Raw genomic sequence first — 14,657 nt, 5'->3', positions numbered from 1 at the left:
ACCGAGGGGGAGGAGCAACATGGCACACGACGTTCGTCACACCATCCATCTGCGTGAACCCGTTGCGCGGGGCTCTGCGATGCGGGTGGCATAGCCGGTGTCCAGTTCCTTTGCCGGGCACGGCGAACCCACGCACTACGACGACGTGATCGCCGTCGAAGTGACCATCGACGGCATGCTCGTCATCGCGGACCGACTCAACCTGGAGGAGTTCCCGCCCTCCCTGGGTATCCGGCCCAACATTCCGCAGCCCGACCTACGGGACAAGGTGTGGGAGAAGGTCGCCGCAGATCTGACCGACCAGGGTGTCCTCGATCTCCACGGCAAGCCGCATCCCGAGGTGGCGGCCATGACCGACTCGCTGTCCCGCTCGGATCGGATGCTCGAGGGCCGGTGGTGGCGCCGGGACATCGGCGGCAAGATGGTCCGCTTCGTGGTCTGCCGCAAAGGTGACCGCCATGTCATCGCTGCCAGGGACGGCGACCTGCTGGTGCTGCAACGGGTGGCCCCGCAGGTCGGTCTGGCCGGCATGGTGACAGCGGTGCTGGGGGCCGCCGAGCCCGCCGACGTGGAGCCGATGACCGGTGTGTCCAGCCGGCTGGCCGAATCACGCTCACCGAATCAGTTGGCGCAGTTCGGTATCGCCCCGGCCTCGGCGCGGACCTACGCGGAGGCGACCGCCAACCCGAGCAGCTGGGTGGAGATCACCGCGACCGAACGCCATTCCGGGGGCACCTACACCCAGGCCGATGTGGCGGCCGGGGTGCTCGACTCCGCACAGGGGCGCATCGTCTCGATTCCGCGAAGGGTGAACGGTGAGCTGTTCGGCAGTTTCCTGCCCGGCACGCCGGACAACCTGCAACGCGCGCTCGACGAACTGATGACGTTCCTGCCCGCCGGCGCCTGGTTCGACGCCAAGTCCGACGCCGACTTCTACTACGAGGGCGACTGAGGGCCGCGATGGGCAACTCGCCGTATGACGACCATGACGCCGACGACGACCACAGCGGCGGGCTCGACGCACTGGACTTCACGCCGCCCGGCGCCGAGGACGATGGTGACTACGGACTCGACGCGTTCGAGGTCTATCAGCCGTCGGCGCCCGACGAATCCGACGACCCCGCCGAGCCGACGTTCACTGTCACCAATCCGCCAGGAACGGTGACGGTTTCGGCATTCTTCGACGGGCGCGTCCAGCGCATCGAGCTCTCCCCGGAGGCGGCCGAGGCAGGCGAGGCGCAACTGGCCGCCGAGATCGTGGTGATCGCCGGACTGGCCACCCAGCGTGCCAGGGCCGCACAGTTCTCCTACATGCTCGAGGGCATGCAGGACCACGGACACGACACCGTCGACACCCGAGACTTTCTGAACCGCAGTGTCGGCCTGCCGTCCCCTGAAGATGCCGACGCCGCGCAGGCAAAGGTTTTCGCGACCCGGTATCAAGGTGACCATGACTGAACACCTGGCAAGCCTGTTCGGTACGGCCGTCGGCATGCTGCCGACGGCCCCGGTCCGAGCCCTGGAGTTGTTCACCGAGATCACGTCCGCGGACGAAACCGCCTGCGACGCCTGGGTGGGTCGGCTGCGCTGCGGCGATACCGACCGCGCCACGTTGTTCCGGGCGTGGTACTCGAGGAACAACTTCGGCCAGCTGGCCGGCACGGCCGAGATCTCGATGAACAGTCTCAACGCGCGCATCCCGATCGGCGGGCTGTACGGAGACATCACCTACCCGGTGAACTCCCCGCTGGCGATCACCATGGCATTCGCAGTGCGCGAGGCCGCCGAGGGCAACTTCGCCGACGCCATGGAAGCGCTGGACGATGCCCCGGCGATGAACGCCGAGTACCTGGTGTCCTGGATCAAAGCCGTCATCTACGGCGCGGCAGAACGCTGGACCGATGTCATCGATGAGGTGCGGGCGGCATCCGGTTGGCCGGACAAGTTCCTCGGCGCGGCCGCAGGTGTCGCCCACGGGGTCGCGGTGACCAACCTGGGGTTGTTCACCGAGGCCGAACGGCGGCTCACCGAGTCCAATTCCTCACCGGCGGGCGAGGCGTGCGCACCTTCCATCGCCTGGTACCTGGCGATGGCACGGCGCAGCCAGGGCAACGAAGACGCCGCGATGGCCCTGCTGGAGTGGCTGCAGGCCACCCACCCCTCGCCGAAGGTGTCTGCCGCCCTGAAGGATCCGGCCTACCGGCTGGTCACGACGACGGCGGAGAAGATCGCTGCCCGGACCGACCCGTGGGACCCGGGAAGCGTGCAGGCCGACAACTCCGGCCGCGAGAAGCTGCTGGCCGAGGCCCAAGCCGAGCTGGACCGCCAAATCGGTCTGAGCAGGGTCAAGGAGCAGATCGAGAAGTACCGTGCGGCAACCCAGATGGCCAAGGTGCGTGCCGCTCGTGGCATGAAGGTCGCCCAGCAGTCCAAGCACATGATCTTCACCGGCCCGCCCGGTACCGGCAAGACCACCATCGCCAGGGTGGTGGCCAACATCCTGGCCGGTCTCGGCGTGATCGCCGAACCGAAACTGGTGGAGACCTCCCGCAAGGACTTCGTCGCCGAGTACGAGGGCCAGTCCTCGGTCAAGACCTCACGCACCATCGACCGCGCCGTGGGCGGGGTGCTGTTCATCGATGAGGCCTACACACTCGTGCAGGAACGCGACGGACGCGCGGATCCGTTCGGCACCGAGGCACTGGACACGCTGCTGGCCAGGATGGAGAACGACCGGGACCGCCTGGTGGTGATCATCGCGGGGTACAGCGCCGACATCGACCGGTTGCTGGAAACCAATGACGGTCTGCGGTCCCGCTTCGCCACCCGGGTCGAGTTCGACTCCTACTCGGCCGAGGACATCGTGGAGATCGCCAAAGTCATTGCTGAAGCCAATGATTCGCAGCTGAGCGAGGATGCCGCCAAGCGGGTGCTCGATGCCGCCACGCTGTTACACGACCGGTTGCTGAACGGCAAGCCGGCGCTCGACATCGCTGGTAACGGCCGCTACGCCCGCCAACTCGTCGAAGCCGGTGAGCAGAGCCGGGACATGCGGCTGGCCCGATCGCTGGACATCGAGAGCCTGGACGTCGAACAGCTCAGCGAGATCAGCGACGAAGACATGGGCAACGCGATCGCCGCGGTCCACGGCCGACTGAACATCAGCGAGTAACGATGGCAGGGTTCCGGTTAACCACGAAGGTTCAGGTCAGCGGCTGGCGATTCCTGCTGCGCCGTGTCGAGCACGCCATCGTGCGGCGCGACACCCGGATGTTCGACGATCCGCTGCAGTTCTACAGCCGGGCGGTGATGGCGGGCGTCGTGATCGCCGTGGTCGTCTGCCTGGGCGCGGTGCTGCTCGCATACTTCAAGCCGCTCGGGAAGCGTGGTGCGGACACCCTTCTGGTCGATCGCACCACCAATCAGCTGTACGTACTCGTGCCCGGGTCAGATGATCTGCGGCCGGTCTACAACCTGACCTCGGCCCGACTGGTGCTGGGGAACCCGGCCAACCCGTCCGCGGTCAAATCCGAAGAGCTGAACCGGATGACGAAGGGCCAGCCGATCGGCATCCCGGGTGCGCCGTACGCGACCCCGGTCGGCGCACCGACCTCCTCGTGGTCACTGTGCGACACGGTGATCAAGCCGGACAGCGTGGCACCCGAGGTCCAGACCTCGGCGTTGGTGATGCCGCTGTCGGTGGATGCCTCGGTCGGGCCGATGACACCGAGCCAGGGTGTGTTGGTCTCCTTCAAGGACCGCACCTGGTTGGTGACCGACGACGGCAGGCATGCCATCGACCTCGCCGACCGCGCCATCACCTCCGCCGTCGGAATTCCGGTCACGGCCAAGGCGACTCCGATCTCGGAGGGCCTTTTCAACGCGCTTCCGAACGTCGGGCCCTGGCAACTGCCCGCGGTCCCGTCCGCAGGCGCCCCGAACACCGTCGGCCTCCCGCCGAACCTGGTGATCGGCTCGGTCTTCAAGACCATCACCGACAACACCGAACAACGCTATGTGGTGCTGCCCGACGGGGTGGCGAAGGTGAACGGCACCACGGCCGCTGCACTGCGGGCCACCAACTCATTCGGCCTCATCACCTCACCCTCGGTGGAATCCAGTGACGTCGCGGCGATTCCCGAGCAGGTTTTCGTCTCCCCGCTGCCCGACCGGCCGATGGACATCAGGCTGCGCCATGACGCCCCCACGCTGTGCTGGAGCTGGCAGCGCGAGCCGGGCGATCAGGCACCCCGCCAGACCGTGATCAGCGGACGGCATCTGCCCGTGCCGGCCGCGCGGCTCAACAATGGCATCGAGCAGATCGCCGGTAATGCAACAGTGTTCATCGAAGGTGGGCAGTTCATCCGGTTGCAGTCACCGGATCCCCGCTACGGCGAAAGCCTCTACTACATCGACGCGCAGGGCGTGCGGTACGGGCTACCGAACGAGGACACCGCGGGAGCGCTGGGCCTCAGCGGACCGCAGACCGCGCCCTGGCAGGTGGTCAGCCTGCTGATCGACGGGCCGGTGCTGACCAAACAGGCCGCACTGCTCGAACACGACACGCTGCCCCCGGATCCGAACCCGCGCAAGGTCGACGGCCTCAGCAACAATCAGGCGGCACCACCCGGAGCACCTGCCGCGCCCGGTGCCCCGGCAGGCGGCCTGCCCGCGCCGGCGCCTGGGTCCCCGATGCCGCCCGAAGGAGCCGGTGGATGACGACGAAGAAATTCACCCCGATCATCAAGCGGGGCCCGCGGCTCACACCCGGCGAAATCAACATCACCCCACCGGATGACCTCGGAATCGACATCCCGCCCTCGGGTATTCAGAAGGCGCTGCCGTGGGTGATGGGCGGCGGCATGCTCGGGATGATCGGCATCATGATCTTCACCGGTATCCGGCAGCTGTCGCCGTACATGCTGATGATGCCGCTGATGATGATCATGGCGACCGTCGGCTTCATGGCCGGCGGCGGTCCGGGCGGCAAGCGGGTGCCCGAGATCAACGCCGATCGCAAGGAATACCTGCGCTACCTGGCAGGTCTGCGTGCCCGGGTGACGACGTCGGCAGCCGCGCAGGTGACGTTCTTCAACTATCACGCGCCGCATCCCGAAGATCTGTTGTCGATCATCGGGACCAACCGGCAGTGGTCGCGGCAGGCCAACGCGGACTTCTACGCTGCCACCCGGATCGGTATCGGTGCGGAGCCCGCGGTGGACCGGTTGCTCAAGCCGTCGGTGGGTGGCGAACTGTCCGGACCGTCGGGAGCCCCGCAGCCTCATCTGGAACCGGTCAGCCACATGTGGTTGATCAAGTTCCTGCGTACCCACGGACTGATCCACGACTGCCCGAAGCTGGTGCAGCTGCGCACCTTTCCCACCATCGCGATCGGTGGGGACGCCGCGCGTGCAGCGGGCCTGCTGACCGCGATGATCTGCCACCTGGCGGTGTTCCATCCGCCGGATCTGGTGCAGATCCGGGTGCTCACCGACAACCCGGAGGATCCGGACTGGACGTGGCTCAAATGGCTTCCGCACGTCCAGCATCAGACCGACACCGATGCCGCCGGCCCGACCCGGCTGGTGTTCACCCGACCCGACGGCCTCTCCGATCTCACCGCCCGCGGACCGCACACCGCGGACGCCGCGCCCAGCGGGCCCTACGTCGTCGTCGTCGATCTCACCGGTGGCAAGGCGGGTTTCCCGGTGGACGGCCGGGCCGGCGTCACGGTCATCACCCTCGGCAACCACCGCGGGTCGGCCTACCGGATCCGGCTGGACGCCGATGGCACCGCCGATGACCGATTGCCGAATCAGACCTTCCGGTTGGTGGTCAACACCGCCGACCGCATGACACCGGCGCAGGCCGGGCGGGTGGCCCGCAAGCTGGCCGGATGGTCGATCACCGGGACGATCATCGACAGGAACACCCGGGTGCAGAAGAAGGTGGCCACCGAATGGCATCAGCTGGTCGGTGCGCAGACGGTCGAGGAGGTGACGCCGTCGCGCTGGCGGATGTTCACCGACACCGACCGGGACCGGCTGAAGATCCCGTTCGGACACGAACTCAAGACCGGCGACATCATGCACCTCGACATCAAGGAGGGCGCCGAGTTCGGTGCCGGTCCGCACGGCATGCTGATCGGCACGACGGGTTCGGGTAAGTCGGAATTCCTGCGCACACTGATCCTTTCGCTCGCCGCCACCCACCATCCGGATCAGGTGAACCTGCTGCTCACCGACTTCAAGGGCGGTTCGACGTTCCTCGGTATGGAGAAACTTCCGCACACCGCGGCGGTGGTGACCAACATGGAGGAGGAAGCCGAACTGGTCAGCCGCATGGGCGAGGTGCTCTCCGGTGAACTCGACCGGCGGCAGTCCATTCTGCGCCAGGCCGGCATCCAGGTGGGGGCGGCCGGCGCGTTGTCCGGTGTGGCCGAATACGAGAAGCATCGGGAACGCGGCGCAGATCTGGCGCCGCTGCCCACCCTGTTCGTCGTGGTCGACGAGTTCGCCGAACTGCTGCAGAACCACCCCGACTTCATCGCGCTGTTCGACCGTATCTGCCGTGTCGGCCGGTCGCTGCGGGTGCACCTGCTGCTGGCGACCCAGTCGCTGAACACCGGCGGGGTGCGGATCGACAAGCTCGAACCCAACCTGACCTATCGAATTGCGCTGCGCACCACCAGCTCCGCCGAGTCCAAGGCCGTGATCGGCACTCCGGAGGCGCAGTACATCACCAACAAAGAGAGCGGCGTGGGCTTTCTGCGGGTCGGCATGGAAGATCCGGTCAAGTTCCGCAGCGTCTACACCGGCACCAATTACGTTTCGGCGTCGGCGATCACCGCCGACGGCGACGTGGCTCCGCGGCCCCACGCGCCCAGTCAGGTGCGCATCCAGCCGTTCACGGCCGCACCGATGATGGATGCGACGGAGGTGACGTCGCGATGACGACAGCAGAAGAGCCGCGTGTCCTCCGTGAAGTGGTGCTGGGTCAGCTGGCCACCGGCGAGGAGCGCGCCTACAAGATGTGGCTGCCGCCGCTGACCGATCCGACGCCGGTGAACGAGCTCGTGGAACGCGATCACGGTCAGCCCTTGCGCTTCGGTCTCGGCATCATGGACGAGCCGCGCCGGCACCGCCAGGAGGTATGGGGCATCGACGTATCCGCGGCGGCGGGCAATATCGCCATCGGTGGTGCCCCGCAGACGGGCAAGTCGACATTCCTTCAGACGCTGGTGCTTTCGGCGGCGGCCACGCATACGCCACGGCAGGTGCAGTTCTATTGCATCGACCTCGGTGGCGGCGGCTTGATGTATCTGGAGGACCTGCCGCATGTCGGCGGGGTGGCCACCCGTTCCGAACCCGACCGGGTCAACCGCGCCGTAGCCGAGATGAAAGCAGTGCTGCGACAGCGGGAAGCGATGTTCAAGCAGTACCGCGTCGGATCCATCGCCACCTACCGGCAGATGCGCGAAGACCCCAACCATCCGGCGTCGGCCGATCCGTTCGGGGACGTCTTCCTGGTGATCGACGGCTGGCCCGCGTTCGTCTCGGAGTTCCCGGACCTGGAGCCGGTGGTGCAGGATCTCGCCGGGCAGGGACTCGCCTTCGGGGTGCACACCATCATCTCCACGCCGCGCTGGACCGAGTTGAAGTCGCGCGTCCGTGACTATCTGGGCACCAAGGTCGAATTCCGTCTCGGCGACGTCAACGAGACCCAGGTCGACCGGATGACCCGCGACATTCCGGCGAACCGGCCGGGGCGGGCCATCTCGATGGAGAAGCATCACCTGATGATGGGTGTGCCCCGCCTCGACGGCGTGCACAGTGCGGCCGACATCGTGCCGGCCATCACTGCCGCGGTGGACCACATCGCCTCGTTGCACACCGATGAGGCTCCTCGGGTGCGGGTGCTGCCGGAGCGCATTCACCTGCACGAACTGGACCCGGCCCCGCCGGGCCCGGACGCCGACTACCGGACCCGATGGACGGTGCCGGTCGGTATCCGCGAATCCGATCTGTCGGTCGCCTACAACAACATGTCGGTGACACCGCACCTGCTGATATTCGGCGCCCCGAAGTCGGGCAAGACGACGATCGCGGCCGCCGTTGCGCAGGCCATCTGCGCGCGCAACGACCCGACCCAGGTCCGGTTCATGCTGGCCGACTATCGATCCGGCCTGCTGGATGCGGTGCCACAGAGCCACCTGCTCGACGCGGGTGCGGTCAATCGCAACAGCGCCTCACTCGACGAGTCGATCAAGGCGCTGGCCGTCAACCTGAAGAAGCGATTGCCCCCGCCCGACCTGACCACCGCACAGTTGCGTGCCAGGTCGTGGTGGACGGGGCCGGACGTGGTGTTGCTGGTCGATGACTGGCACATGATCGTCGCGGCCGGCGGCATGGTCCCACCGATGGCTCCACTCGCGCCGCTGTTGCCGGCCTCTGCCGATATCGGTCTACACGTTGTCGTGACGTGTCAGATGAGCCAGGCGCATCGGGCCACCATGGACAAGTTCGTCGGCGCCGCATTCGGGGCAGGGTCCCCGACGTTGTTCCTGTCCGGTGACAAGACGGAGTTCCCGTCGAGCCAGTTCAAGCTCAAGCGCAGGCCCCCTGGCCAGGCCCTTCTGGTGTCGCCGGACGGCAAGGAAGTGGTGCAGGCGGCGTATATCGACCCCCCCGAAGAATAAGTGTGTTGAGCACCCCCAAACCGCGGTTAGTATGGAATCTGAGCCGCTCAGCAAAATGGTCGGCAACGCGCTAGCAAACGAGTCGGGGGAACGATTCTGATGCGACGGAGCAACAGCTGCGTCCCCCCTTTACATGAGCTTTTCCAGCACGTTTGGAATCTGTGAGGAGGATCTGCAAATGCAACCGCTGCAACACAATCCCGGGGTTCTGGGTGTCGGTAATCAGGTCATCGCAAATGGTTCGCGGGGCCTTGCCACCGGCACCGCCGCCACCACCGAGGCTGCTGCCTTGATCCCGGCCGGTGCCGAAGAGGTTTCGGCGCAGGCCGTGATGGCATTCGCCAGCGAAAGCGTGCAGATGGCAGCGCTGAATGCGTATGCGCAGCAGGAGTTGGCCCGCACCGGTGCGGCGTACCTGGAAGCCACCGGCATCTACACGACGGTGGATGCCGAGTCCGCGGCCACGCTTTCCTGATCGGTTTTCCGCCGTCCACTACGAGACTGGGCACAGCAAACTATGACGACGGTACCCGCAATTGTGCCGATGCTTTACGCGGCATTGCCACCGGAGATCAACACCGGCCGACTGATGGTCGGTGCCGGCGCTGCGCCCATGTACCAGGCGGCGGCCGCCTGGGAGATGCTGTCCATCGCGATGGAGACCCAGGCAGAGGAACTGTCGGCGAGTCTGGCGTCACTGGCAGCGTCATGGCAGGGCGGGGCCAGCGAGCGGGCGGTCTCCTCGACCATGCCGATGGTGGTGTGGCTGCGGACCAGTGCGCTGCAGGCGCAGAAGCGGGCCATGCAGGCCATCGCGCAGGCAAACTCGTATTTGCTGGCGATGGCCGTCACTCCGCCGCTCGTCGAGATCGAGATGAACCACGTCACCCACGCGGTGCTCGAGGCGACCAACTTTCTCGGGGTCAATGCCGTACCGATCGGCGTGAACGAGTTCGACTACTTCGTCCGGATGTGGACGCAGGCCGCCGTGGCGATGCACGGCTACCAGCTGGAGACGGCCGCCAATACCGTGTTCGAACCGGTCCCGCCGCTCAAGCCCATGGTGGTGCCCGGCGTCGGTGAGGCCGCACTCGGTATGTCCACCGGCCGGATCGCGGCGACACTGCCGGGTTCGGTCATGCGCGAGATGGCCTTCGGTCATGTCACCGCACAGGCCTCGGTGGAATCTGCCGGCCTGCACGCCGGGCGTGCTGCCGCACAGGCGAATTTCTCGGCGGCCGCGGCACAGAATCAATCGCGCAAGGCGGAGAACACTGCGCAACAGGCCCAGGGGGAACCCGAGCAGTTGATGCAAGGCGTGCAGCAGGGCGCTCAGATGGGGATGCAGATCGGTTCGCAGCTGGGTTCTATGGCGATGCAGGCACCGCAGCAGATGATGCAGACCGTCGCCCAACCCATGCAGCAGCTGGTGGCGCCGTTGCAGCAGGTGAGTTCGATGTTCGGCCAGATGGGCTCGGGCGGAGTGAACAACGGCGCGCAGTTCGGGTTGATGGGCGCGAGCCCGTTCTCGAACCATCCGCTCGCCGGCGGGGCGGGCCCTGCGAGCGGGGCGGGTCTGGTGCGGGCAGCGTCGCTACCGGGCGCGGGCGGCACCTTGGCGAGCACGCCCCTGATGAACAGCTTGGTCGCCCAGCCGACGGCCGGGGCTGCAGTACCGACCGGTGCGGCTGCCGGTGGTGCGGGTGCGGGTCTGGCGCCCGTGGGTGCCGGGGCCGGTGCCGGCGGCGGCCCGATGGGGGGCATGGGCAGCGCGGGCAAGCGTGGGGGCAACAGGCAGAGCCTGGCGACGCCGTCGCAGCTGGCCCACGATCTGGGCGAAGACGAAGACGAGGACGACGACTGGTGAATCCTCCACCAACACATGACTTCCCGGCCGAGGGGGCTGGAAGACTCGCCACCCGTGGTGAGGACACAGGAAAACAGAAAGAGTACCGAGCATGGCACAGATGAATACAGATGCCGCTGTCCTCGCCAAGGAGGCAGCCAACTTCGAGAGCATCTCCGGCGAGCTCAAGGGCGTCATCGCCAATGTCGAATCCACCGGTGGCGCACTGGCCGCGCAGATGGTCGGCCAGGCCGGCACCGCGGCGCAGGCGGCGCTGCTGCGCTTCCACGAGGCGGCAGCACGGCAGGTTCAGGAACTGAACGACATCACGCAGAACATCCAGACGTCCGGCACGCAGTACACATCCGCCGACGATGACAATGCCGCGACGCTGTCGTCGGCGATGAACCTCTGACCTCAACAACTTTCAGAAGGAGATAAACATGTCAGGACCTCAGGTTTGGCAGTTCGGTGGCATCGAAGGATCTGCCGGCGAGATCCACGGCGCGGTCGGCGTCACCCAGGGCTTGCTCGACGAAGGCAAGGCATCGCTCGCGTCGCTGGCCTCGGTGTGGGGTGGCTCCGGCTCGGAGGCCTATCAGGCCGTCCAGGCGCGGTGGGACAGCACGTCGGCCGAATTGAACGCCGCGCTGCAGAATCTCGCGCAGACGATCAGCGACTCGGGACAGAACATGCAGCAGGTCGAGCATGGCGTCACCGGGATGTTCGCCTAGTACCACACGGCGTCGGGTGGGCGGACTAGCCTCTGGCATGTCCGCCCACCCTGTGCGTTGGTGCCACCGCACTACTCTGAGAGGTGAATATGTCGGCCGACTATGACCGGCTCTTCCATTCCTCCGGTGCCGCCGACGCGGCCGACGAGGATGCCGCCGCGCACCGCGAGGGGGGATCGTCCGCGGGTGCCGCGCCGATGCCGGTCAACGCATCCGGTTCCGGCGCAGGTGGTTCGGGTTACACCGGAGAGCACGCAGCCCCGCCCATGCCGATCGCGCCGACACAGAGTTCGGCGGCACCGCCGACCGCGGCGCCGCCACCGCGTCCGAGCGAGGTCACCAGCCAGATCCCGGTGACGCACTCGACGGGTCCGCAGCGGGTGCAGAACGGGCTGCTGCGCACTCCGCAGGCCAACCCCGCCGCCGGTGCCCGATTCGAGCAGCAGTACGCCGCCCCCGCGCCGCAACCGCGGTCGGCCCCGGCGCCCGCTCCCAGCCAGCACTTCAGTGAGGTGCCGGAATCGGCGTGGCCCCAGGCGAATGCCCCGGCACCGATCGGGCAGCCCGCACCTACCTCGGCGGCCACCATCGGCAACCACCGCGCGATCGATGCGCTGTCCCATGTCGGTGTGCGCTCCGCGGTGAAGATGCCATCGCAGCGCGGGTGGCGGCACTGGCTCTACATGTTCACCCGCATCAACATGGGCCCGTCACCGGACGAGATCTACGAGATGGACCTGCAGGCCCGCGTCCGCCGAAACGCCAGGGATTCCTACCAGATCGGCGTGTTCGGTCTCAAGGGTGGAGTGGGCAAGACCGCGGTCACGGTGGCGCTGGGCTCGGCCCTGAGCCGCGTCCGCGGAGACCGCATCCTGGCCATCGATGCCGATCCCGACGGCGGCAACCTCGCCGACCGCGCCGGCAGGCAGTCCGCGGCGACGGTATCGGATCTGTTGTCGGACAAGGAACTGTCCCGCTACAACGATATCCGCGCTTACACCAGCATGAACGCGGCCAACCTCGAGGTGCTGTCCTCCGAGGAGTACAGCGCCGCCCGTCGCGAGTTCAACGATGACGACTGGAAAGCCGCCGTCGGTGTGGTGTCCCGGTACTACAACCTGGTACTCGCCGACTGCGGCGCCGGTCTGTTCACCCCGTCCTCGCGGGGTGTGCTCTCGACCGTGTCGGGCATGGTCATCGTGGCCAGCGCCTCGATCGACGGAGCGCGGCAGGCGGCGGTGACGATGGACTGGTTGCGACAGAACGGATACCAAGATCTGCTGGGCCGCTCCTGCGTGGTCATCAACCATGTCACCCCGGGTAAGACCAACATCGATGTCGAAGATCTCGTGCAGCAGTTCGAGCGGCACGTCGCGCCCGGCCGCGTGGTGGTGCTGCCCTGGGACAAGCACATCGCCGCGGGCACGGAGATCCAGTTGGACCTGCTCGGCCAGACCTTCCAGCGTCGGATCCTTGAACTGGCCGCCTCGTTGTCCGACGACTTCGACCGGCTCGAACGGCGTTGACCGCCACCGCAACGTCGCCGGGGCAGTCGGCCATCACTCCGGGCCGCCCGTCGACAACCAGGGTCACCATCCTGACCGGTCGGCGGATGACCGACCTGGTGCTGCCGGCGTCGGCGCCGATCGACACCTACATCGATGAGACGGTGGCGGTGCTGGCAGAACTGCTGGACGATGCGCCCGCAGATGTGTTGGCGGGCTTCGACTTCAAAGCCCAAGGTGTCTGGGCGTTCGCGCGTCCGGGCGCGCCCCCGCTGAAGGCGAGCGAATCGCTGGATGACGCGGGTGTCGTGGACGGTGCGCTGCTGACCCTGGTGTCGGTCAGCCGCACCGAACGGTACCGGCCGTTGGTCGAGGACGTCATCGATGCCATCGCGGTGCTCGACGAGTCCCCGGAGTTCGACCGCAACGCGCTGAACCGGTTCGTCGGGCTGGCGATCCCGACGGTCTCGACGATCGGGACACTCACCGCATTGGTCGCCTGGACGCAGTCCGGGCAGTCGTGGTGGTGGGCGGTGGCGCTCGCGGTGCTGGGACTGGGACTGCTGGGCGGCGCCATGCTGTCGCAGAACCGTTATCAGAGCATCGATCTGGCCGAGAGTCTGACGCTGGCCGCCCTGCCACCGCTGGCCGCCGCCGCCGCACTGGCGGTGCCGCTGCCACGTGAGGCCGACGGGCTGGGCGCCCCACAACTGGCCGCCGCGGCCGCTCTGACACTGTTGTTCACCTTGTCCACCCGCGGTGGACCGCGTAAGCGCGCCAACGTGGCCTCGTTCTTCGCGGTACTCACGGTGGCCATCACCGCGGCCGCCGTTGCCTTCGGATACGGCGGCCAGGAATGGGTGCCCGCCGGTGCCATCGCCTTCGGTCTGATCGTGGTGACCAATGCCGCGAAGCTGACTGTCGCGGTGGCGCGCATCGCCCTGCCGCCGATCCCGGCTCCGGGCGAAGCGGTGACCAATGACGAACTGCTGGATCCGGTTTCGCGGCCCGATATCGCCGACGAGGAATCCCCGACCTGGCAGGCGATCATCGCCTCGGTGCCGGATTCGGCGGCCCGGCTCACCGAGCGCAGCCAGCTCTCCAAACAGCTGCTGATCGGCTTCCTCACCGCCGGCGCGGTGGTGCTGGCGGCCGGAGCCATCTCCGTGGTGGTGCAGGGGCACTTCTTCCTGCACAGCATGATCGTGGCCGGACTGGTCACCGTCATCTGCGGGTTTCGGTCCCGGCTGTACGCCGAAAGATGGTGTGCCTGGGCATTGATGGCGGTGACCGTCGCCGTGCCGACCGGGGTGGCCGTCCGGTTGTGCCAGTGGTACCCGGACCGGGCCTGGCTGGTGCTGGCGCTCTACCTGCTGATCGCGCTCGTCGCCTTGATCACGGTGGCTGCCACCGACAACGTCAATCGGCTCTCACCGGTCACCAAGCGGATCTTCGAGTTGCTCGACGGCGCCTCGATCGCCGCGGTGATACCGCTGCTGCTGTGGATCGCCGGCGTCTACGACCTGCTGCGCAACCTGCGGTTCTAGGGCGCCGTCCGGGTGATCTCAGCGACCGCCTCGTTGAGGCGGTCCTGGTCGACGGCAATCGATTCGGCCGCCTCGGCGGTCGCATTGAGCAGTGCCTCGTTGAGCCGCTGTTCTACCGTGCCGGTCCCCAGCCGTAGCGTGCCGTCGGCGATGAACACGTCGACGAGGTGGTGATGCCCGTTGAGGGTCACTTCGACGGTCTCGGACTCATCTGTCGCAGCGAAGGACTCGCTGGCCATCTTGTGCAGCTGCTGGTCCATCAGTTCCTGGAGACGACCGGCCTGGCGCAGCACTGCCGCCACCTCCGGGTGCATCTCGGTGCCGCCG

Annotated in this window: 13 protein-coding genes; 12 read left to right on the top strand and 1 reads right to left on the bottom strand. The window is 67.1% G+C overall.

Annotated elements, in window-relative coordinates; translation table 11 throughout:
* Positions 1-175 precede the first annotated feature (175 nt).
* The 12 genes from ASE48_RS21120 to eccD all read left to right on the top strand — a co-directional run bounded on the left by ASE48_RS21120 (position 176) and on the right by eccD (position 14,330).
* On the top strand, positions 176-952 hold the full coding sequence (locus ASE48_RS21120) for an ESX secretion-associated protein EspG (RefSeq protein WP_082614359.1): 777 nt from the start codon (positions 176-178) through the stop codon (positions 950-952).
* Positions 953-960: 8 nt separating this feature from the next.
* On the top strand, positions 961-1,458 hold the full coding sequence (locus ASE48_RS21115) for a hypothetical protein (protein WP_057169111.1): 498 nt from the start codon (positions 961-963) through the stop codon (positions 1,456-1,458).
* Entirely contained in the window at positions 1,451-3,172 is a 1,722-nt protein-coding gene (gene eccA / locus ASE48_RS21110; protein WP_057169369.1) for a type VII secretion AAA-ATPase EccA, read from the top strand. The genes ASE48_RS21115 and eccA overlap by 8 nt, the downstream gene beginning before the upstream one ends.
* A gap of 2 nt (positions 3,173-3,174) precedes the next feature.
* Positions 3,175-4,719, top strand: coding sequence for a type VII secretion protein EccB (gene eccB / locus ASE48_RS21105; protein WP_057169110.1), 1,545 nt, complete (start codon positions 3,175-3,177; stop codon positions 4,717-4,719).
* Positions 4,716-6,953, top strand: a complete 2,238-nt coding sequence (gene eccCa, locus ASE48_RS21100) for a type VII secretion protein EccCa (RefSeq protein ID WP_057169109.1) — start codon at positions 4,716-4,718, stop codon at positions 6,951-6,953. The genes eccB and eccCa overlap by 4 nt, the downstream gene beginning before the upstream one ends.
* Positions 6,950-8,698: a type VII secretion protein EccCb gene (gene eccCb / locus ASE48_RS21095; protein ID WP_057169108.1), complete on the top strand. Its 1,749-nt coding sequence runs from the start codon at positions 6,950-6,952 to the stop codon at positions 8,696-8,698. The genes eccCa and eccCb overlap by 4 nt, the downstream gene beginning before the upstream one ends.
* Positions 8,699-8,876: 178 nt before the next feature.
* A complete protein-coding gene (locus ASE48_RS21090; protein ID WP_057169107.1) occupies positions 8,877-9,173 on the top strand; it encodes a PE family protein in 297 nt (98 codons plus the stop codon).
* Positions 9,174-9,242: 69 nt separating this feature from the next.
* Positions 9,243-10,565 carry a PPE family protein gene (locus ASE48_RS21085; RefSeq protein ID WP_082614326.1) on the top strand — a complete coding sequence of 441 codons (1,323 nt, stop codon included), beginning with the start codon at positions 9,243-9,245 and terminating at the stop codon, positions 10,563-10,565.
* Positions 10,566-10,656: 91 nt separating this feature from the next.
* Positions 10,657-10,959 (top strand): WXG100 family type VII secretion target, encoded by a 303-nt coding sequence (locus ASE48_RS21080; protein WP_057169105.1) that lies wholly within the window; start codon positions 10,657-10,659, stop codon positions 10,957-10,959.
* A gap of 28 nt (positions 10,960-10,987) precedes the next feature.
* Entirely contained in the window at positions 10,988-11,278 is a 291-nt protein-coding gene (locus ASE48_RS21075) for a WXG100 family type VII secretion target (RefSeq protein ID WP_057169104.1), read from the top strand.
* An 89-nt stretch (positions 11,279-11,367) separates the two neighbouring features.
* Entirely contained in the window at positions 11,368-12,804 is a 1,437-nt protein-coding gene (locus ASE48_RS21070; protein ID WP_057169103.1) for a MinD/ParA family ATP-binding protein, read from the top strand.
* Positions 12,801-14,330, top strand: a complete 1,530-nt coding sequence (gene eccD, locus ASE48_RS21065; RefSeq protein WP_057169102.1) for a type VII secretion integral membrane protein EccD — start codon at positions 12,801-12,803, stop codon at positions 14,328-14,330. The genes ASE48_RS21070 and eccD overlap by 4 nt, the downstream gene beginning before the upstream one ends.
* Here the strand turns inward: eccD and ASE48_RS21060 are convergent.
* Positions 14,327-14,644, bottom strand: a complete 318-nt coding sequence (locus tag ASE48_RS21060) for a YbaB/EbfC family nucleoid-associated protein (RefSeq protein WP_057169368.1) — start codon at positions 14,642-14,644, stop codon at positions 14,327-14,329. The genes eccD and ASE48_RS21060 overlap by 4 nt on opposite strands.
* Between the last annotated feature and the right edge of the window lie 13 nt (positions 14,645-14,657).

Origin of the sequence: Mycobacterium sp. Root265, assembly GCF_001428895.1 — a bacterium.
Taxonomy (GTDB): Bacteria; Actinomycetota; Actinomycetes; order Mycobacteriales; family Mycobacteriaceae; genus Mycobacterium.
This window is presented reverse-complemented; position numbering and strand designations above follow the sequence as displayed.

Bases quoted from the DNA above. Each gene is read 5' to 3' on its own strand.
- ASE48_RS21115 (WP_057169111.1), top strand. From the start codon at position 961: ATGGGCAACTCGCCGTATGACGACCATGACGCCGACGACGACCACAGC.
- ASE48_RS21090 (WP_057169107.1), top strand. From the start codon at position 8,877: ATGCAACCGCTGCAACACAATCCCGGGGTTCTGGGTGTCGGTAATCAG.
- ASE48_RS21075 (WP_057169104.1), top strand. From the start codon at position 10,988: ATGTCAGGACCTCAGGTTTGGCAGTTCGGTGGCATCGAAGGATCTGCC.
- eccCa (WP_057169109.1), top strand. From the start codon at position 4,716: ATGACGACGAAGAAATTCACCCCGATCATCAAGCGGGGCCCGCGGCTC.
- ASE48_RS21085 (WP_082614326.1), top strand. From the start codon at position 9,243: ATGCTTTACGCGGCATTGCCACCGGAGATCAACACCGGCCGACTGATG.
- eccCb (WP_057169108.1), top strand. From the start codon at position 6,950: ATGACGACAGCAGAAGAGCCGCGTGTCCTCCGTGAAGTGGTGCTGGGT.
- eccA (WP_057169369.1), top strand. From the start codon at position 1,451: ATGACTGAACACCTGGCAAGCCTGTTCGGTACGGCCGTCGGCATGCTG.
- ASE48_RS21070 (WP_057169103.1), top strand. From the start codon at position 11,368: ATGTCGGCCGACTATGACCGGCTCTTCCATTCCTCCGGTGCCGCCGAC.
- ASE48_RS21060 (WP_057169368.1), bottom strand. From the start codon at position 14,644: ATGCACCCGGAGGTGGCGGCAGTGCTGCGCCAGGCCGGTCGTCTCCAG.
- ASE48_RS21080 (WP_057169105.1), top strand. From the start codon at position 10,657: ATGGCACAGATGAATACAGATGCCGCTGTCCTCGCCAAGGAGGCAGCC.
- ASE48_RS21120 (WP_082614359.1), top strand. From the start codon at position 176: ATGCTCGTCATCGCGGACCGACTCAACCTGGAGGAGTTCCCGCCCTCC.
- eccB (WP_057169110.1), top strand. From the start codon at position 3,175: ATGGCAGGGTTCCGGTTAACCACGAAGGTTCAGGTCAGCGGCTGGCGA.